Here is an 18981-nt window from a genome sequence, read left to right as displayed (position 1 = left end):
GCCCGGAGCCCTGAATGACCCTCGAACGCGAAGCCGCTGCCAACACCGCCAAGGTCCTGTCCGAAGCGTTGCCTTATATTCGACGCTACGTCGGCAAGACGCTGGTGATCAAGTACGGCGGCAATGCCATGGAAAGCGACGAGCTGAAAACCGGCTTTGCCCGCGACATCGTGCTGATGAAAGCCGTGGGGATCAACCCGGTGGTGGTCCACGGTGGCGGCCCGCAAATCGGCGACCTGCTTAAGCGCTTGTCGATCGAGAGTCACTTCATTGATGGCATGCGCGTTACTGACGCGCAGACCATGGACGTAGTGGAAATGGTCCTCGGCGGCCAGGTCAACAAAGACATCGTCAACCTGATCAACCGCCACGGCGGCAGCGCCATCGGCCTGACCGGCAAGGATGCGGAACTGATCCGCGCCAAGAAACTGACCGTGACCCGCAAGACGCCGGAGATGACCCAGCCGGAAATCATCGATATCGGCCAGGTGGGCGAAGTCATCGGTATCAACACCGATTTGCTCAACCTGCTGGTCAAGGGCGACTTTATTCCGGTAATTGCGCCGATCGGCGTGGGCGCCAATGGCGAGTCCTATAACATCAACGCCGATCTGGTAGCCGGTAAGGTGGCGGAAGCACTGAAGGCTGAAAAGCTGATGCTGCTGACCAACATCGCCGGCTTGATGGACAAGGAAGGCAAGGTACTGACCGGCCTGACTACCCAGCAGGTCGACGACCTGATCGCCGACGGCACCATCTACGGCGGCATGTTGCCGAAGATCCGTTGCGCACTGGAAGCGGTGCAGGGCGGCGTCGGCAGCTCGCTGATCCTGGATGGCCGCGTGCCAAATGCAATCCTGTTGGAAATCTTCACCGATACCGGTGTGGGCACGCTGATCAGTAACCGCAAGCGTCCTTAACTGCTGCAAAGCAAAAGGCCCCGCTCAATTGAATTGAGCGGGGCCTTTTGTTTGTACACAGTTCACATGTGGGAGCTGGCTTGCCTGCGATGACGGCAGTACATGCAAAAATACACCGCCTGACACACCGCTATCGCGGGCAAGCCCGCTCCCAAAGGAGTCAGTGTCAGACGCCGAACTGCTCGCGGTACGCCCGCACTGCCGGCAAATGCTGCTTGAGCTGCGGGTCATCTTCCAGGAACTGCAACACCTGGTTCAACGACACGATGCTCACCACCGGAATGCCGAAGTCACGCTCCACTTCCTGGATCGCCGACAACTCACCGTTGCCGCGCTCCTGGCGGTTCAAGGCGATCAGCACACCGGCAGCCTTGGCGCCGTCCTGGGAAGCGATGATCTGCATCACTTCACGGATAGCAGTACCCGCGGTGATCACGTCATCGATGATCAGCACATCGCCGGTCAATGGCGCGCCGACCAGGCTGCCACCTTCACCATGGGCCTTGGCTTCCTTACGGTTGAAGCACCACGGCAAGTCCTGCCCGTGATGCTCCGCCAGGGCTACCGCCGTCGCCGCTGCCAGGGGAATACCCTTGTAGGCCGGGCCAAAGAGTACGTCGAAGGAAATACCGCTCTCAACGATGGCTGCCGCATAGAAACGACCCAGCTGAGCCAGGGCCGAACCCGAGTTGAACAAGCCAGCATTGAAGAAGTACGGGCTGGTGCGCCCGGACTTGAGAGTGAACTCACCGAAGCGTAAAACGCCGCGATCGATGGCAAAACGAATGAAATCGCGTTGATACGCCTGCATGAAAAAAGCCTCAGATACCACGGATTTAGCTAATTAGGTGGACGGCGTGTATCATACACGCACGCGATTTTTGGGGCCATTTATGCGGATCATCAGTGTGAACGTTAATGGTATTCAGGCTGCAGTCGAGCGTGGTTTGCTCAGTTGGCTGCAAGCCCAGAATGCCGACGTCATCTGCCTGCAGGACACCCGCGCCTCCGCCTTTGAACTGGACGACCCAGCCTTCCAACTGGATGGCTACTTCCTTTATGCCTGCGATGCCGAAGTGCCCACCCAAGGTGGCGTGGCTTTGTACTCGCGGTTGCAACCCAAGGCGGTCATCAGCGGCCTCGGCTTCGAGACAGCCGACCGCTACGGGCGCTACCTGCAAGCCGATTTCGACAAGGTCAGCATCGCGACCTTGCTGCTTCCTTCGGGGCAGAACGGCGATGAAGACTTGAACCAGAAATTCAAGCTAATGGACGATTTCGCCCGTTATCTGGATAAACAGCGGCGCAAACGTCGCGAGTACATTTATTGTGGCTCGCTGTACGTGGCGCAACAGAAGCTGGATATCAAGAACTGGCGCGACAGCCAGCAATCACCGGGCTTTTTGGCGCCGGAACGGGCCTGGATGGACGAGATTGTCGGCAACATGGGCTATGTCGATGCCCTGCGCGAAGTCAGTCGCGAAGGCGACCAGTACAGCTGGTGGCCGGATAACGAACAGGCTGAGATGCTCAACCTGGGCTGGCGTTTCGACTATCAGTTGCTGACCCCGGGCCTGCGCCGGTTCGTACGCAGCGCTCGCTTGCCACGCCAGCCGCGCTTCTCGCAGCACGCGCCACTGATCGTGGACTACGACTGGACCTTGACCATCTGAGGTCTTTTTCCAGGCACAAAAAAACCGACAGCGATGTCGGTTTTTTTGTGGCCGCTCGATTACTTGATCAGACGCCAGGTCCACGGATAACGATAGGCAATGCCCTTGTTGGCCTTGATCCCGGCAATGATCGTCAGTATCAACGCCCCTATCACCAATACGGTCATCAACAAAAAGCCGACCACCACAAAGCCCAGCACCAGACACACCAGCCAGGCGATGGCCACGGTGATCTGGAAGTTCAGGGCTTCCTTGCCCTGATCATCGATAAGCGGATCCATGTCCTTCTTGAACTGCCACAGGATCAGCGGCCCCAACAAGCTGCCGAAGGGGAATACCAACCCTGCAAACGCCGCGAAATGACACAGCATTGCCAACTGGCGTACTTCCTTGGACGGTGCCGGAACCGGCAATTGGCTGTCATTCATGGCGTTTTTCTCCTCGGGACGGGCTTATTCAGCCAGTGCGGCGGTCTGCAGTGCAAAGATTTCGTTCATGCCCTTCTGGGCCAGGGCCAGCATCGCGTTCAACTCAGCCGGCTGGAATGGCGCGCCTTCGGCGGTGCCCTGTACTTCGATGAAACCACCGGTGCTGGTCATGACCACGTTCAGGTCGGTCTCGGCGGCCGAGTCTTCCAGGTAATCCAGGTCCAGCACAGGCTCGCCCTGGTACATACCGACCGACACGGCAGCGATCATCTGCTTGAGCGGGTCACCTGCTTTCAGGCCGCCACGCTTCTTGATCACTTTCAACGCGTCGACCAGGGCCACCATGGCGCCGGTGATGGATGCAGTACGGGTGCCGCCATCAGCCTGGATTACGTCGCAGTCGACGTACAGGGTCACGTCGCCCAGCTTGGACATGTCCAGAGCAGCACGCAGGGAACGGCCGATCAGGCGCTGGATTTCCAGGGTACGCCCGCCTTGCTTGCCTCGGCTGGCTTCACGCTGGTTACGCTCACCGGTGGCGCGCGGCAACATGCCGTACTCTGCGGTCAACCAGCCCTGGCCCTGACCCTTGAGGAAACGCGGCACGCCGTTTTCGACGCTGACGGTGCAAATCACCTTGGTATCGCCAAACTCGACCAGTACGGATCCCTCGGCGTGTTTGGTGTAGTTGCGGGTGATGCGGATCGAGCGGAGCTGATCGGCAGCGCGACCACTTGGACGTTTCATAGGGGATACCTGTACTGAGGACGAAAAACTGCCGAGCATTATAGAGCCGCAAGCCGGTTCGGGGCACTTCTAAAAAATCCGGTTACCAATGCCCGGGTTTGGGCGCCTCCCTCCCACTGCGCTACAATCCTGCGCCTCCAGGTCGGCCTGGCCAATTTCTATTCATCCAACGCGAGGTACCTCCATGGTGCACAGCATGACCGCCTTCGCCCGTGTCGAAAAAGCCGGCGCCCAAGGCACCCTCAGCTGGGAACTGCGCTCGGTCAACAGCCGTTACCTGGAGCCGCACCTGCGCCTGCCGGAGTCACTGCGCGACCTCGAAGGCGCCGTCCGGGAAGCGCTGCGCCAGGGCATTTCCCGCGGCAAGCTGGAATGCACTCTGCGCTTTACCGAAGAAACCACTGGCAAACCGCTGCAGCTGGACCGCGACCGCGCCGCACAACTGGTGGCCGCCGCCGAAACCATCGCCGGCCTGATCAAGCAACCGGCCGCGCTGAACCCTCTGGAAGTCTTGGCCTGGCCCGGCGTACTGGTGGGCGACGCCACCGACCCGCAAGCCCTGAACGCCGAAGCACTCGCCCTGTTCAACCAGGGCCTGAAGGAGCTCAAGGCCGGCCGTGAACGCGAAGGCGCTGAACTGGCGCGCCTGATCAACGAGCGCCTGACATCGATCGAAGCCGATGTGGTCACCCTGCGCGAACTGGTGCCGCAGATGCTTGCCACCCAGCGCCAGAAGATCCTCGACCGCTTCACCGACATGAAAGCCGACCTTGACCCGACGCGACTGGAACAGGAAATGGTCCTGCTCGCCCAGAAAAGCGACGTGGCTGAAGAGCTCGACCGCCTGAGCACCCACATCCTTGAAGTACGCCGCGTGCTCAAGTCTGGTGGCGCCGCCGGTCGGCGCCTGGACTTCCTGATGCAGGAACTCAACCGCGAAGCCAATACACTGGGCTCCAAGGCGTTCGACCCGCGCAGCACCACGGCAGCGGTCAACCTCAAAGTGTTGATCGAGCAAATGCGCGAACAAGTACAGAATATTGAGTAAGGCAACCTTCATGACCCACAGCACCGGCACCCTTTACATCATTTCCGCCCCTTCGGGCGCGGGCAAGAGCAGCCTGGTCAAAGCCTTGACCGACGCTGACGAGCAGATCCGCATTTCGGTGTCCCACACCACCCGCGCCATGCGCCCGGGCGAAGTCAACGGCGTGCACTATCACTTTGTCGAGCGTACCGAATTCGTCAAGATGATCGAACACGGCGACTTCCTGGAGCGCGCCGAAGTCTTCGGCAACCTCTACGGCACCTCCCAAAGCCATCTGCAGCAGACCCTGGACGAAGGTCACGACCTGATCCTGGAAATCGATTGGCAGGGCGCCGAGCAAGTGCGCCAATTGATGCCCAAGGCACGCTCGATCTTTATCCTGCCGCCGTCGCTTGAAGCGTTGCACCAGCGCCTGACCAACCGTGGCCAGGACAGCGACGAGATCATCGAAGGTCGTATGCGTGAAGCCGTCAGCGAAATGAGTCACTACGTCGACTACGACTACCTGATCATCAATGACGATTTCGCCCACGCGCTGGATGATTTGAAGGCGATTTTCCGCGCCAACCAGCTCCAGCAAAAGCGTCAACAGCAGCGTTTCGGCAAATTACTCGCTGAACTGCTCGGTTGATTAGCTCTTCCCAAAACCGCTGCAAGGGCCTTACATTGGCACTTGTAGCGGTTTTGCGAGGGCCTGCGAAAAATCAGCGCTTCCCTAAACGCTGGTGATTTTTTAAACTGCTCAGTCCGCTCGCCCAACCGGGCAGCGCGCATCTTGCATTCGCTCCGAGGAATACCATGGCCCGCGTAACCGTTGAAGACTGCCTAGAACACGTGGATAACCGCTTTGAGCTGGTCATGCTCTCTACCAAGCGTGCCCGTCAACTGGCCACTGGCGGCAAAGAGCCCCTGGTCCAGTGGGAAAACGACAAGCCTACCGTTGTAGCCCTGCGTGAAATCGCTGAAGGCCTGATGAGCTACGAGTTCATCGCCAACGCCGAAATCGTTGAAGACGAACCGCTGTTTGCAGCGTTCGAAAGCGAGTCCAACGAGGACGTCTAAGCCTATGCCTGGTCGACGTAGCACGGCGCGGGGTCACAGCCATCGGCAGGAGTTCACGCTTTGCCGAGCATAGACGCCCTCGCCGATCGCTTATCGGCCTACCTCGGCCCCGACCAGGTCAACCTGGTCCGCCGAGCGTATTTCTACGCCGAACAAGCCCACGACGGCCAGCGCCGGCGTAGCGGTGAGGCGTATGTCACCCATCCCCTTGCGGTGGCAAATATTCTGGCCGACATGCACATGGACCATCAGAGCCTGATGGCCGCGATGCTGCATGACGTGATCGAAGACACCGGCATAGCCAAGGAAGCGCTCAGCGCGCAATTTGGCGAAACCGTGGCCGAACTGGTCGACGGGGTCAGCAAACTGACCCAGATGAATTTCGAGACCAAGGCCGAAGCCCAGGCGGAAAACTTCCAGAAAATGGCCATGGCCATGGCCCGAGACATTCGGGTGATTCTGGTCAAGCTGGCCGACCGGCTGCACAACATGCGCACGCTGGAAGTGCTCTCCGGCGAAAAGCGTCGGCGCATCGCCAAGGAAACCCTGGAAATCTACGCGCCCATCGCCAACCGGCTGGGCATGCACGCCATTCGTATCGAATTCGAAGACCTTGGCTTCAAAGCCATGCACCCGATGCGTTCGGCGCGCATCTACCAGGCGGTCAAACGCGCCCGGGGCAATCGCAAGGAAATCGTCAACAAGATCGAAGAATCCCTGAGCCATTGCCTGGCGATCGACGAGATCGAAGGCGAAGTCAGTGGCCGCCAGAAGCACATCTACGGCATCTACAAGAAGATGCGCGGCAAGCGCCGGGCCTTTAACGAGATCATGGACGTGTACGCGTTCCGGATCATCGTCGACAAGGTCGACACCTGTTACCGCGTGCTGGGCGCTGTACATAATTTGTACAAACCCCTGCCGGGCCGTTTCAAGGACTACATCGCGATCCCCAAGGCCAACGGCTATCAGTCGCTGCATACCACGCTGTTCGGTATGCATGGCGTGCCGATCGAGATCCAGATCCGTACCCGCGAAATGGAAGAGATGGCCAACAACGGCATCGCTGCCCACTGGCTGTACAAATCCAGCGGCGACGAACAGCCCAAAGGCACCCATGCCCGTGCCCGCCAATGGGTCAAGGGCGTGCTGGAAATGCAGCAACGAGCCGGCAACTCCCTGGAATTCATCGAAAGCGTGAAGATTGACCTGTTTCCGGACGAGGTCTATGTGTTCACGCCCAAGGGCCGGATCATGGAGCTGCCCAAGGGCTCCACGGCGGTCGACTTTGCCTACGCAGTGCACACCGACGTCGGCAACAGCTGCATTGCCTGTCGGATCAATCGTCGCCTCGCACCGCTGTCCGAGCCGCTGCAAAGTGGCTCCACGGTCGAGATCGTCAGTGCTCCAGGCGCGCGCCCTAACCCGGCCTGGCTCAACTTTGTCGTCACCGGCAAGGCCCGAACGCATATTCGCCACGCGCTGAAACTGCAGCGCCGCTCCGAGTCCATCAGCCTGGGCGAGCGCCTGCTGAACAAGGTGCTCAACGGCTTCGACAGCGCCCTGGACAAGATTGCGCAAGAACGCGTGCAGGCGATGCTTCATGAGTATCGCCAGGAAACCATCGAAGACCTGCTCGAAGATATCGGCCTGGGCAACCGCATGGCTTATGTGGTCGCCCGTCGCCTGCTGGGCGAAGGCGAACAGCTGCCGAGCCCGGAAGGCCCGCTGGCGATTCGCGGCACCGAGGGCCTGGTGCTCAGCTATGCAAAATGCTGCACGCCGATCCCGGGCGACCCGATCGTCGGCCACCTGTCTGCGGGCAAGGGCATGGTGGTGCACCTGGACAACTGCCGCAACATCACCGAAATCCGCCACAACCCGGAAAAATGCATCCAGCTCTCGTGGGCCAAGGATGTCACCGGCGAATTCAACGTCGAGCTGCGAGTGGAACTGGAACATCAGCGCGGCCTGATCGCCCTGCTGGCCAGCAGCGTCAATGCGGCCGACGGCAATATCGAGAAAATCAGCATGGACGAACGTGATGGTCGCATCAGCGTGGTCCAACTGGTGGTCAGTGTGCACGACCGTGTGCACCTGGCCCGCGTGATCAAGAAACTGCGCGCCTTGACCGGTGTGATCCGCATCACCCGTATGCGTGCATAACCGATCCATTACAAGGAGTCATTCATGACCAAGACAGTTATCACCAGCGATAAAGCCCCAGCCGCCATCGGCACCTACTCCCAGGCGATCAAGGCGGGCAACACCGTCTACATGTCCGGCCAGATTCCGCTGGACCCAAAGACCATGGAACTGGTTGAAGGCTTCGAAGCCCAGACCGTACAAGTCTTCGAAAACCTTAAATCCGTGGCTGAGGCTGCCGGTGGTTCGTTCAAGGACATCGTCAAGCTGAACATCTTCCTCACCGACCTGAGCCATTTCGCCAAGGTCAACGAGATCATGGGCAAGTACTTCGAACAACCCTACCCAGCCCGCGCCGCCATTGGCGTTGCCGCCCTGCCAAAGGGTGCACAGGTTGAGATGGACGCCATTCTGGTCATCGAGTAAAACACCCGGCGCAGCCCCAACAGGCTGCGCCGGCTTCGTTTCATAAGGATTTCGTAATGCGCAAAGCGCTTGTAGCCTCTTCGTTGCTCGCACTGTTGCTGAGCGGCTGTGCCAGCAACCCCGCCGACCTCGACGTAAGCGGTACCTGGATCAACCAGGCCGCCATCGACGCGGCGGCCAAGGGCGGCCCTTTGCGTGAAGCCCTGCAATCCTATGGCCCCAACCTTGAGTGGGAGGTCAACACCAAGGCGCTGCAGGCGCGCTACTACAACGGTTTTGAAGTAGCGGAAGGCAAGTTGTCGGGTGAAAAACCCGGCGCGTGGAGCGTGGATTTCTACGGCAGCTCCGCCACCGAGCTCAAGCGCAAAGGCAAACAATTGCTGCAAGTGGCTAACGACAATGAGCCAGAGCAACTGTTCGCCCGCGCCAAAGACCCTGCGCCGGAAGGCGCGCCACTGGGTGCCAACTTCGAGCGCGCGCTGTACGCGGCCTATATGGGCGGCGACTGGAAGATCAGCGACGGCACCGGCAGCGGTGCCACGGTGCAGTTCCAGGCAGACGGAAAGGTCGCCGGTCTGCCAGGGGTTGATCGCTATTCACTCTGCCTGGCAGGCGATTGCGCCTCCATGAGCGGCGGCTATGACAGCATCTGGCTGCAACTGAACGGCCAGGGCAACCCTTGGATCTTCGCGCGCAAGGGTGAGCAACTGGAGATCTTTCAGGCGATCAACACCGCACAGGCCGATGAAGTGCCTTCGTTTACGCCAGGCCCTCGCCAATGGTTGCTTGAAAAGTAATAAAAGCCTCACCCAAATCCAAATGTGGGAGCTGGCTTGCCTGCGAGAATCGTAGTCTCCACACAACTCGATCAACGGTAACCACGATGCGAAGCGAGTCGCTCTTGATCTTGATCTGCTTGTGATCTTGATCTCAGGCGCCCCGTTAAACCACGCTGGCCGGAATTCGACAGGGATGGATATGTACACGGTCCAACTATATTGACTGTTAGGCCGCCTTCGCAGGCAAGCCAGCTCCCACATTTGGATGGTGGTGTGTCAGGTAGATAAGCGTCGGCTGTCAGGCCGTCACGGGAGCAAGCTCCCTCGCCACAGGTCCAGCGTCGGCTCTAATTTGTGTAGATACCTATGCTGCGATGACGGTATTACATCCAACAAAGATATGATGGGCATACCGCTATCGCAGGCAAGCCCCCCACATTTTTGCCCGCGTTTCAGCCTTTCAGAATCGCGGCATAGCCTTCCCGGTAAGTCGGGTAAGTTGGCACCCAACCCAGCGCCTTGATACGCGCATTACTGCATTGCTTGCTCCCCGCCCGCCGTACACTGGCATCCTCGGCCCACTCGGTCACACCCAGGTATTCACGCAACCAGGCCACCACCTCGGCCAGTGGTGCCGGCGCATCGTCAACGCCGATGTAGACCTTGTCCAGCGAACCACCCTTTTCCACATGCCGCAGCAAAAAGGCGAGCAGGCCCGCGGCGTCATCGGCGTGGATACGGTTGCCATACAACGGCGGGTCAATCGCTACACGATAGCCTTGGCGAACCTGAGTCAGCAGCCATTCACGACCCGGGCCGTAAATCCCGGTCAGCCGCACAACGGTGGCCGGGATGCCGCTATTGAGCGCCACTTGCTCAGCCTCCAGCATCACCTGCCCGGAATAACCCTTCGCTTGCGTCTCTGACGTTTCGTCAACCCACTCGCCGCTCTGCTGCCCGTAAACACTGCTGCTGGAGACGAACACCAGATGTTTCGGCTCCTGGCCGTAATCGCCCAGCCACTCCAACACATGCTGCAACCCTTGCACGTAAGCGGCGCGATAGCCGGCCTCGTCGTGGTCGGTGGCAGCGGCGCAGTACACCAGATAATCCACCCCGCCGATCGGCCAAGTGTCAGGGCAATCCTTTTTGAACAGATCACCGGCGATGCCGATCACGCCGGCGGGCAAGCGTGAAATATCGCGGCGCAGGCCGTGAACCTCCCATTCCGAGGCCAGCAATTGGCTAGCCAGCCGACTACCCACATCGCCGCAACCGGCAATCACAACAGAAGGCGCAGACATCATAAAACTCCATTCTTAAAGGCGCAGATTAGCCGCGCGAGTGGATCAACGGCCAGTAAAAAGCGAAATAAAGTAACAGTGCCACTTTAGTTAACAAGAATTACTTGCAATAATAACCGCCCATTTGTCCTCGACCCCAAGGGTCTGGAAGGACGATCACCCATTTTTTCTCTCAGGTCCGGCCAGCATGACACGTAATACAACCCCCGCTTCGCCAACCAAGCCTCACAGCCCATCCCGCGCCTGGCGTGCGATTGCTGCGATGCTGTTCAGCGTCCTGCTGGCACCGACCGCCGCATTCGCTGATGCCACCGCCCCTGCCACTCCAGCGGCCGCCGAGCAAAATGCTGCGACCCCGGCAGCGCCTGCCGTAGCACCAGTGGCTACCGACCCGGCCCAGGCCGCGGGCGACGCCGCACCTGCCGACGAAACCGGCGTCGTGCTGGAAGAAGACAACACCCTGGGCATGGCCCATGACCTGTCACCCTGGGGCATGTACCAGAATGCCGACGTGGTGGTGAAGGCTGTGATGATCGGCCTGGCCATCGCCTCGATCATTACCTGGACTATCTGGATTGCCAAAGGCTTCGAGCTGCTGGGCGCCAAGCGTCGTCTGCGCGCTGAAATCGTCCACCTGAAAAAAGCCACAACCCTTAAGGAAGCGAGCGAAACCGCGACCAAAAAGGGCACCCTGGCCAACCTGCTGGTGCACGACGCGCTGGAAGAAATGCGCCTTTCGGCCAACACCCGCGAAAAAGAAGGCATCAAGGAACGCGTCAGCTTCCGCCTGGAGCGTCTGGTCGCCGCCTGCGGCCGCAACATGAGCAGCGGCACCGGCGTACTCGCCACCATCGGCTCCACAGCCCCGTTCGTCGGCCTGTTCGGCACCGTGTGGGGCATCATGAACAGCTTCATCGGCATCGCCAAAACCCAGACCACCAACCTCGCCGTCGTTGCCCCCGGCATCGCCGAAGCCCTGCTGGCTACAGCCCTGGGCCTGGTTGCCGCGATTCCAGCGGTGGTGATCTACAACGTCTTCGCCCGTTCGATCGCCGGTTATAAGGCTCAGGTATCGGATGCGTCGGCAGAAGTCCTGCTGCTGGTCAGCCGTGACCTCGATCACCTGCCTACCGAGCGCAGCTCGCAACCGCACATGGTGAAAGTGGGGTAATCGGCCATGGGCCTGCATTTGAATCAAGGCGACGATGAACTCGTCGAGAACCACGAAATCAACGTCACGCCGTTTATCGACGTGATGCTGGTGCTGCTGATCATCTTCATGGTGGCGGCACCGTTGGCCACCGTGGACATCAAGGTAGACCTGCCCGCCTCCAGCGCCAAGCCGGCGCCGCGGCCGGAGAAGCCGATTTTCCTCAGCGTCAAGGCGGACCAACGCCTGTTCCTGGGCGAAGAAGAAGTCAAGGCTGAAACCCTGGGGCCGGTGCTCGACGCCAAGACCCAGGGCAAGAAAGACACGACGATCTTCTTCCAGGCCGACAAGGGCGTGGACTATGGCGACCTGATGAGCGTGATGGATGCCCTGCGGGCAGCCGGTTACCTCAAGGTAGGCCTGGTCGGACTTGAGACGGCAGCCAAGAAATGATCACGACGCGCCACAAACTGACGCGTTACGGCACCAGCCTCGCCGTCGTGCTGGGCGTGCATGCCGTCGCGATCATCATCGCGCTCCAATGGTCCGCGCCGCAGGCGATCCAGCTGCCGCCGGCCGCGATGGTCATCGACCTGGCGCCGCTGCCAGCGCCACCGCCGCCGCCGGCACCGCCCAAGGTCGTGGCCCCACCGCCGCCGCCGGTTGAAGAGCTGCCCTTCCCGAAATTGGCCGAGGCGCCCAAGCCGACGATCCAGGTGCCCAAGCCGGTCAAGCCCAAACCCAAGCCGCAACCGCCCAAGCCCGTGGAGAAGAAGCCCGATCCGCCCAAGGAGAAACCTTCCGAGGAGCCACCGAGCGAAACGCCACCGAGCAACGCACCTGCGCAAAAATCTGCCCAGCCTGCGCCCGGCCCATCGGCACAACAGCTTGCTGCCCAGGCATCCTGGCAAAGTACCCTGCTGGCGCACCTGCAGAAGTACAAGAAGTACCCGCCGGGCGCCCAGCAACGTGGCAAGGAAGGCATGAACCGCCTGCGTTTCGTGGTCGATGGCGAAGGCAATGTACTGTCCTACGAACTGGAAGGCCGCTCCGGCAATGCCGACCTGGACCGTGCAACCCTGGAGATGATCCGCAAGGCTCAGCCCTTGCCGAAGCCGCCAGCCGACCTGTTGAAAAACGGCAGTGTCGAACTGGTTGCGCCCTTCGTTTACAACATCGATAAACGTCGCCGCTAGCAGAGCAGTGTGGGAGGGGCTTGCCACCTCCCACACTGGCTTTCATGGCGACAACAATTTCCGACATTCCCCACTCAATCCCCAGCAAAGTTCTGATAACGTGCGTCTATCGATTGCAGCCGGTATGCTTGGCCCGCAACTTCATGGACGCCCGCTATGACTCTTACAGAATTACGCTACATCGTGACCCTCGCCCAAGAACAGCACTTCGGCCATGCTGCCGAGCGTTGCCACGTCAGCCAGCCGACGCTGTCGGTGGGCGTGAAAAAGCTTGAAGACGAACTCGGTGTGCTGATTTTCGAGCGCAGCAAGAGCGCCGTGCGCCTCACACCAGTGGGCGAAGGTATCGTTGCCCAGGCCCAGAAGGTCCTGGAACAAGCGCAAAGCATTCGCGAGCTGGCCCAGGCCGGCAAGAACCAGCTGACCGCACCGCTCAAAGTCGGCGCGATCTACACCGTGGGCCCTTACCTGTTCCCGCACCTGATCCCGCAACTGCACCGCGTCGCGCCGCAGATGCCACTGTATATCGAAGAAAACTTTACCCACGTACTGCGCGACAAACTGCGCAACGGCGAGCTGGACGCGATCATCATCGCCCTGCCGTTCAACGAGGCAGACGTGCTGACCCTGCCGCTCTACGACGAGCCGTTCTACGTGCTGATGCCGGCCTCGCACCCGTGGACCAAAAAGGACACCATCGACGCCGGCCTGCTCAACGACAAGAGTCTGCTGCTGCTCGGTGAAGGCCACTGCTTCCGCGATCAGGTGCTGGAAGCCTGCCCGACCCTGACCAAGGGCAACGACGGCGCCAAGCACACTACGGTGGAATCCAGCTCCCTGGAAACCATCCGCCATATGGTCGCGTCCGGCCTGGGTATCTCGATCCTGCCGCTGTCAGCGGTGGACAGCCATCACTATGCCCAGGGCGTGATCGAAGTGCGCCCACTCACACCGCCGGTGCCGTTCCGTACCGTGGCCATTGCCTGGCGCGCCAGCTTCCCACGCCCAAAGGCGATTGAGATCCTCGCCGATTCGATCCGCCTGTGCTCGGTGGCCAAGCCGCCCGCTGCGAGCTAAGCAAGCGTATGACTGAGCTGTCGCAGGTGTCGGTGACGGCACTCAAGGGTGTCGGTGAAGCCATGGCCGAGAAGTTGGCCAAGGTCGGCCTGGAAAACCTCCAGGACGTGCTGTTCCACTTGCCCCTGCGTTATCAGGACCGTACCCGTGTCGTGCCCATCGGCCATTTGCGCCCAGGCCAGGACGCGGTGGTCGAAGGCACTGTCAGCGGCGCTGACGTGGTGATGGGCAAGCGCCGCAGCCTGGTGGTGCGCCTGCAGGATGGCACCGGCGGCTTGAGCCTGCGGTTCTACCATTTCAGCAATGCACAGAAGGAGGGCCTCAAGCGTGGCACCCGCGTGCGCTGCTACGGTGAGGCACGTCCCGGCGCATCGGGCCTGGAGATCTACCACCCGGAATACCGCGCCATCACCGGCGACGAACCGCCACCGGTGGACACCACCCTCACACCGATCTACCCGCTGACCGAGGGCCTGACCCAGCAACGCCTGCGCCAACTGTGCATGCAGACCCTGACCCTGCTCGGCCCGCAAAGCCTGCCCGACTGGCTACCGCTGGAGCTGGCGCGGGATTATCAACTGGCGCCCCTGGCCGATGCGATACGCTATTTGCATAACCCGCCAGCGGATGCCGATGTGGACGAACTCGCCCTCGGCCATCATTGGGCACAACATCGCCTGGCCTTCGAAGAACTGCTGACCCACCAACTGTCCCAGCAACGCCTGCGTGAAAGCATGCGTTCCCTGCGTGCCCCGGCAATGCCCAAGGCCACGCGACTGCCCGCGCAATACCTGGCCAACCTGGGTTTTGCCCCGACGGGTGCCCAGCAGCGCGTGGGCAATGAAATTGCCTACGACCTCAGCCAGCAGGAGCCGATGCTGCGCCTGATCCAGGGCGACGTGGGCGCAGGCAAGACCGTGGTCGCCGCCCTCGCTGCCCTGCAAGCACTGGAAGCCGGTTACCAGGTTGCGCTGATGGCGCCGACAGAAATTCTCGCCGAACAACACTTCATCACCTTCAAACGCTGGCTCGAACCCCTGGGCCTGGAAGTGGCGTGGCTGGCGGGCAAACTCAAGGGCAAAAACCGCGCGAGCGCCCTGGAACAAATCGCTGCCGGCGCGCCGATGGTGGTGGGTACTCATGCGCTGTTCCAGGACGAAGTGCAGTTCAAGAACCTTGCCCTGGTGATCATCGACGAACAGCACCGCTTCGGCGTGCAACAGCGCCTGGCCCTGCGCCAGAAAGGCGTGGGTGGGCGCATGAATCCGCACCAGTTGATCATGACCGCCACACCGATCCCGCGCACCCTGGCCATGAGCGCCTACGCCGACCTCGACACCTCGATCCTTGATGAACTGCCGCCAGGGCGCACGCCGGTCAACACCGTGCTGGTCACCGACACCCGGCGCGTCGAAGTGATCGAGCGCGTGCGCGGCGCCTGCGCCGAAGGCCGCCAGGCGTACTGGGTCTGTACCTTGATTGAAGAGTCTGAAGAGCTGACCTGCCAGGCCGCCGAAACCACTTATGAAGACCTCACCAGCGCTTTGGGTGAGCTCAAGGTGGGATTGATCCATGGCCGTATGAAACCGGCAGAAAAAGCCGCGGTAATGGCCGAGTTCAAGGCCGGCAACCTGCAACTGCTGGTGGCCACCACCGTAATCGAGGTGGGCGTGGATGTGCCCAACGCCAGCCTGATGATCATCGAAAACCCCGAGCGCCTTGGCCTGGCGCAACTGCACCAATTGCGCGGACGGGTTGGCCGGGGCAGTGCAGCCAGCCACTGCGTGCTGCTCTATCACCCGCCGCTGTCGCAGATCGGTCGCCAGCGCCTGGGTATCATGCGCGAAACCAACGACGGTTTTGTCATCGCTGAAAAAGACCTCGAACTGCGCGGCCCCGGTGAAATGCTCGGCACGCGCCAGACCGGCCTGCTGCAATTCAAGGTCGCCGACCTGATGCGCGACGCCGACTTGTTGCCAGCCGTGCGCGATGCTGCGCAAGCATTGCTCGAGCGTTGGCCCGATCACGTCAGCCCCTTGCTCAACCGCTGGCTGCGCCACGGCCAGCAATACGGCCAAGTCTGACCCCCTGCCTGTAGGAGCGAGCTTGCTCGCGAAAAGCGTCAACGATAACGCGGACATTCTGGGTGATCGCGCCGTCAGGAAGGTCTTCGCGAGCAAGCTCGCTCCTACAGGGTAATCAGCACACCGCCAACCTCATCACAAACGCCACTTATCCGACCAACACCCGTATCAAGCTGGTTATACTCCAATGACTGTAAGAAATTGGATCAGGCCATGTCAGAAGTTGCCCTCGCTACAGCCCCACTGACCGCCCCGCCGGTCATTCGGGCGCTGCTCGCAAAGCTCGCCATCCCCTACACGGAAGTCATCGAACAGCCTGGCCTGAACCCTGCCCGAAAGGTCCAGGCGGTGTTGCTTGAAGATGCGGTTGGCGCGCTCATGGTGCTGTTTCCCCAAAGCCAGTTGCTGGACCTCAACCGCCTCGCCGAACTCACCGGTCGCCGCCTCACGGCCGTCGCCCCCGAGCGGGTCGAGCGTATGCTGGGCAAGCATGACCTGAGCCTGCTGCCGGGCTTGCCGCCACTGACCAGCTCGCCGTGCCTGTACGAAGGCCGCTTGCTCAATGAGCCAAGCCTGCTGGTGCACTCGGGCGAAGCCGGGCTGTTGCTGGAAATCCCCACCGACGCCTTCAAGAGCCTGCTCACCAAGGCCAGCGCCGCGCAGTTCGGTGAGCCCTTGAGCAACATCCGTCCGAACCTCGACCGCCCCAATGATGACCGCGAGGAAATCACCCAGGCGATGCAAGCCTTCACCGCTCGCCGTATCCAGCAACGCCTGGAAGCGACCATCGAAATTCCGCCGCTGGCCGACACGGCACAGAAGATCATCAAGCTGCGCGTGGATCCCAACGCCACCATCGACGACATTACTGGCGTGGTGGAAACCGACCCGGCCCTTGCCGCCCAGGTCGTAAGCTGGGCCGCGTCGCCCTACTATGCCTCGCCGGGCAAGATCCGCTCAGTCGAAGACGCCATTGTGCGCGTGTTGGGCTTTGATCTTGTGATCAACCTGGCGCTGGGCCTGGCCCTGGGCAAAACCCTGAGCCTGCCCAAGGACCGCCCGCACCTATCGACGCCGTACTGGCACCAGTCGATCTACACCGCCGCCGTGATCGAGGGCCTGACCCGCGCCATGCCCCGTGCCCAACGGCCGGAAGCGGGCCTGACCTACCTGGCAGGTTTGCTGCACAACTTCGGCTACCTGCTGCTTGCCCATGTGTTCCCACCGCATTTCTCGCTGATCTGCCGACACCTGGAGGTCAACCCGCACCTGTGCCACAGCTATGTCGAGCAGCACTTGCTGGGCATCAGCCGCGAGCAGATCGGTGCCTGGCTGATGCGCTATTGGGACATGCCGGATGAGTTGTCAACGGCCCTGCGCTTCCAGCACGACCCGACCTATGACGGGCAATATGCCGAGTATCCGAACCTGGTGTGCCTGGCGGTGCGCCTGTTGCGTAGCCGCGAAATTGGCTCCGGGCCGGATGAATCCATTCCGGATGCGTTGCTTGAGCGTCTGGGTCTGAGCCGCGAGAAGGCTGAGGAAGTGGTCGGCAAGGTGCTGGATGCCGAAGTGCTGTTGCGCGAATTGGCTTCGCAGTTCAGCCAGGGGTAAGCCCACCGCCTGTTAAACCGCTATCGCAGGCAAGCCAGCTCCCACAGTTGACCGTATTTCCAAGTTGGAACGCGGTCACTGTGGGAGCTGGCTTGCCTGCGATGAATTCAACGCGGTGTACCTGAACGCTCTACGTCGTTGACGCTCGTTCCCACGCGGGGCGAACCAGTTGGGAACAGAACGCAGATCAGTCGTGGTTCTTATCAATCAATGTAAACACCAACGCTTTTACCTGAAAAGTGGAGGTGTACTTGCAAACCAGCTTGGTATTCGGATATGTGCTTGGATCAAGAGGATAGGCATCCCACCCTCCAGTCATACCCCCGGGCTGTGGCATTTTTACAGGAGCACCTGATTCTACAGGGACGCCGAAATGCGACCGAATGTCGGACTTCGTCATCGTAGATGCGAGCGGTTTGGGCAGCTCGCCCCTATATTCCAACGTCGAGGGAGTGCTTTTAATCAGAGTGATGAACAGCGCTTCCAATCGCTTGGTTTCTGCCCAAAAACTCAGGGAAAGTCCCCATGCAGGTTCTAAGTGCAGGCGATCCCGCCCGTCATAGAGCTCTTGTAATGGCTGGTTCGGTATCAGCCTTTCAGTAATCAAATCTTCGTAGCGTTTGCCCAGATTTCTGATCCAGCCGTTAATAGTTTGCGCACTCATCAATACCACCCCTGTTCTTTACTGAGCCTATGCAGTTGCTCTCGAGCCACTTCAACGTCCGCTTCGGTGCAGCCTTCCTCCAGAAGTCCACGTTTAATCGCATTGAAGTTGCTGTCCACTGCGGCGCTCAGGTCGGAGGCATCCTTGATGCTGCGACTGCTTAAGTCGTCATACGGCCCAACTTCCAGTGGGCGGACCATTGGCTTGGCAAGCACCAAATACAGCGGCGGCACACCCGAATGAGCCGGAAACGAAATGATCGTATCCTGCCAGGTAACTTCCTCAGCCTCCCCGGCCAGGGTATGAGAGAGAGGTTAACTGCGGCGATTGACGCCTGGATTTACGTGTCAGTGTTCTGCATGTTTTGTCCTTTTTTAGCGCGCAGGGGTGCTCAAACGCGGTCATGGCGTTGATGTGTGCAAGGGAATAGCGCCGAACTGGCACTAGAAAGATGTTGCAGGCTCGCGCAAAGCCAAACAACTGTCCGTTCGGCTAGGTATTGGGAAAAACAGAAACGTCTTACAAGGCTTTGAGGTTGCCCCTAGGACACTCGATCTCTAGTCTCCGTACACCGCTGCACACGTAGCGTGTCGGGCGTCGCGGCCCGGTTTAATCAGACGCAAAGTGCCATTTCCGCTTTCAGGTGACGCCTTTTTATCGTCTA

Annotated in this window: 20 protein-coding genes; 14 read left to right on the top strand and 6 right to left on the bottom strand. The window is 60.4% G+C overall.

Going from position 1 to position 18981, the window contains the following annotated elements:
* Positions 1–14 precede the first annotated feature (14 nt).
* Positions 15–920, top strand: coding sequence for an acetylglutamate kinase (gene argB, locus TX23_RS09570; RefSeq protein ID WP_003213275.1), 906 nt, complete (start codon positions 15–17; stop codon positions 918–920).
* Positions 921–1086: 166 nt separating this feature from the next.
* On the opposite strand, the gene pyrE is transcribed toward argB, so the two are convergent.
* Positions 1087–1731, bottom strand: a complete 645-nt coding sequence (gene pyrE / locus TX23_RS09565) for an orotate phosphoribosyltransferase (RefSeq protein WP_003195489.1) — start codon at positions 1729–1731, stop codon at positions 1087–1089.
* Between the two features lie 82 nt (positions 1732–1813).
* Here pyrE and TX23_RS09560 point away from each other — a divergent pair, with 82 nt between their 5' ends.
* Positions 1814–2593, top strand: coding sequence for an exodeoxyribonuclease III (locus TX23_RS09560; RefSeq protein WP_003195493.1), 780 nt, complete (start codon positions 1814–1816; stop codon positions 2591–2593).
* Positions 2594–2652: 59 nt separating this feature from the next.
* On the opposite strand, the gene TX23_RS09555 is transcribed toward TX23_RS09560, so the two are convergent.
* Together TX23_RS09555 and rph are read right to left on the bottom strand one after the other, a co-directional pair.
* Positions 2653–3021, bottom strand: coding sequence for a DUF4870 domain-containing protein (locus tag TX23_RS09555; RefSeq protein ID WP_057701970.1), 369 nt, complete (start codon positions 3019–3021; stop codon positions 2653–2655).
* 24 nt (positions 3022–3045) lie between these two features.
* A complete protein-coding gene (gene rph / locus TX23_RS09550; protein WP_057701969.1) occupies positions 3046–3768 on the bottom strand; it encodes a ribonuclease PH in 723 nt (240 codons plus the stop codon).
* A gap of 184 nt (positions 3769–3952) precedes the next feature.
* On the opposite strand from rph, the gene TX23_RS09545 reads away from it, so the two are divergent.
* From TX23_RS09545 to TX23_RS09520, 6 genes are all read left to right on the top strand, one after another.
* Positions 3953–4816: a YicC/YloC family endoribonuclease gene (locus TX23_RS09545; protein WP_057701968.1), complete on the top strand. Its 864-nt coding sequence runs from the start codon at positions 3953–3955 to the stop codon at positions 4814–4816.
* 10 nt (positions 4817–4826) lie between these two features.
* On the top strand, positions 4827–5447 hold the full coding sequence (gene gmk / locus TX23_RS09540; protein ID WP_003213284.1) for a guanylate kinase: 621 nt from the start codon (positions 4827–4829) through the stop codon (positions 5445–5447).
* A gap of 167 nt (positions 5448–5614) precedes the next feature.
* A complete protein-coding gene (rpoZ, locus tag TX23_RS09535) occupies positions 5615–5878 on the top strand; it encodes a DNA-directed RNA polymerase subunit omega (protein ID WP_057701967.1) in 264 nt (87 codons plus the stop codon).
* Positions 5879–5938: 60 nt separating this feature from the next.
* On the top strand, positions 5939–8044 hold the full coding sequence (gene spoT, locus TX23_RS09530) for a bifunctional GTP diphosphokinase/guanosine-3',5'-bis pyrophosphate 3'-pyrophosphohydrolase (protein WP_005792489.1): 2106 nt from the start codon (positions 5939–5941) through the stop codon (positions 8042–8044).
* 24 nt (positions 8045–8068) lie between these two features.
* Positions 8069–8449 carry a RidA family protein gene (locus TX23_RS09525; RefSeq protein ID WP_003176922.1) on the top strand — a complete coding sequence of 127 codons (381 nt, stop codon included), beginning with the start codon at positions 8069–8071 and terminating at the stop codon, positions 8447–8449.
* Positions 8450–8505: 56 nt separating this feature from the next.
* The gene (locus tag TX23_RS09520) at positions 8506–9246 is read left to right on the top strand and encodes a hypothetical protein (RefSeq protein WP_057701966.1); all 741 of its coding nucleotides are present in this window, start codon (positions 8506–8508) and stop codon (positions 9244–9246) included.
* A gap of 434 nt (positions 9247–9680) precedes the next feature.
* Here TX23_RS09520 and TX23_RS09515 read toward each other — a convergent pair whose 3' ends face one another.
* Positions 9681–10532 carry an SDR family oxidoreductase gene (locus TX23_RS09515; protein WP_057701965.1) on the bottom strand — a complete coding sequence of 284 codons (852 nt, stop codon included), beginning with the start codon at positions 10530–10532 and terminating at the stop codon, positions 9681–9683.
* A 187-nt stretch (positions 10533–10719) separates the two neighbouring features.
* Between TX23_RS09515 and exbB the strand changes: the two genes are divergently transcribed.
* The 6 genes from exbB to TX23_RS09485 all read left to right on the top strand — a co-directional run bounded on the left by exbB (position 10720) and on the right by TX23_RS09485 (position 17653).
* Positions 10720–11703 (top strand): tonB-system energizer ExbB, encoded by a 984-nt coding sequence (gene exbB / locus TX23_RS09510; RefSeq protein WP_057701964.1) that lies wholly within the window; start codon positions 10720–10722, stop codon positions 11701–11703.
* Positions 11704–11709: 6 nt separating this feature from the next.
* Positions 11710–12135, top strand: a complete 426-nt coding sequence (gene exbD, locus TX23_RS09505) for a TonB system transport protein ExbD (protein ID WP_003195519.1) — start codon at positions 11710–11712, stop codon at positions 12133–12135.
* A complete protein-coding gene (locus tag TX23_RS09500; protein WP_057701963.1) occupies positions 12132–12878 on the top strand; it encodes an energy transducer TonB family protein in 747 nt (248 codons plus the stop codon). The genes exbD and TX23_RS09500 overlap by 4 nt, the downstream gene beginning before the upstream one ends.
* Before the next feature lie 156 nt (positions 12879–13034).
* Entirely contained in the window at positions 13035–13955 is a 921-nt protein-coding gene (locus TX23_RS09495) for a hydrogen peroxide-inducible genes activator (protein ID WP_032878710.1), read from the top strand.
* A gap of 8 nt (positions 13956–13963) precedes the next feature.
* Positions 13964–16039 (top strand): ATP-dependent DNA helicase RecG, encoded by a 2076-nt coding sequence (recG, locus tag TX23_RS09490; protein ID WP_057702289.1) that lies wholly within the window; start codon positions 13964–13966, stop codon positions 16037–16039.
* A gap of 213 nt (positions 16040–16252) precedes the next feature.
* Positions 16253–17653: an aminoacyl-tRNA deacylase and HDOD domain-containing protein gene (locus tag TX23_RS09485; RefSeq protein WP_057701962.1), complete on the top strand. Its 1401-nt coding sequence runs from the start codon at positions 16253–16255 to the stop codon at positions 17651–17653.
* 187 nt (positions 17654–17840) lie between these two features.
* On the opposite strand, the gene TX23_RS09480 is transcribed toward TX23_RS09485, so the two are convergent.
* Positions 17841–18317: a DUF6392 family protein gene (locus tag TX23_RS09480; protein WP_057701961.1), complete on the bottom strand. Its 477-nt coding sequence runs from the start codon at positions 18315–18317 to the stop codon at positions 17841–17843.
* Positions 18317–18616, bottom strand: a complete 300-nt coding sequence (locus tag TX23_RS09475) for an S-type pyocin domain-containing protein (RefSeq protein ID WP_157243912.1) — start codon at positions 18614–18616, stop codon at positions 18317–18319. The genes TX23_RS09480 and TX23_RS09475 overlap by 1 nt, the downstream gene beginning before the upstream one ends.
* Positions 18617–18981: the final 365 nt, after the last annotated feature.

The organism is Pseudomonas paralactis (assembly GCF_001439735.1).
Classification (GTDB): Bacteria; Pseudomonadota; Gammaproteobacteria; order Pseudomonadales; family Pseudomonadaceae; genus Aquipseudomonas; species Aquipseudomonas paralactis.
This window is presented reverse-complemented; position numbering and strand designations above follow the sequence as displayed.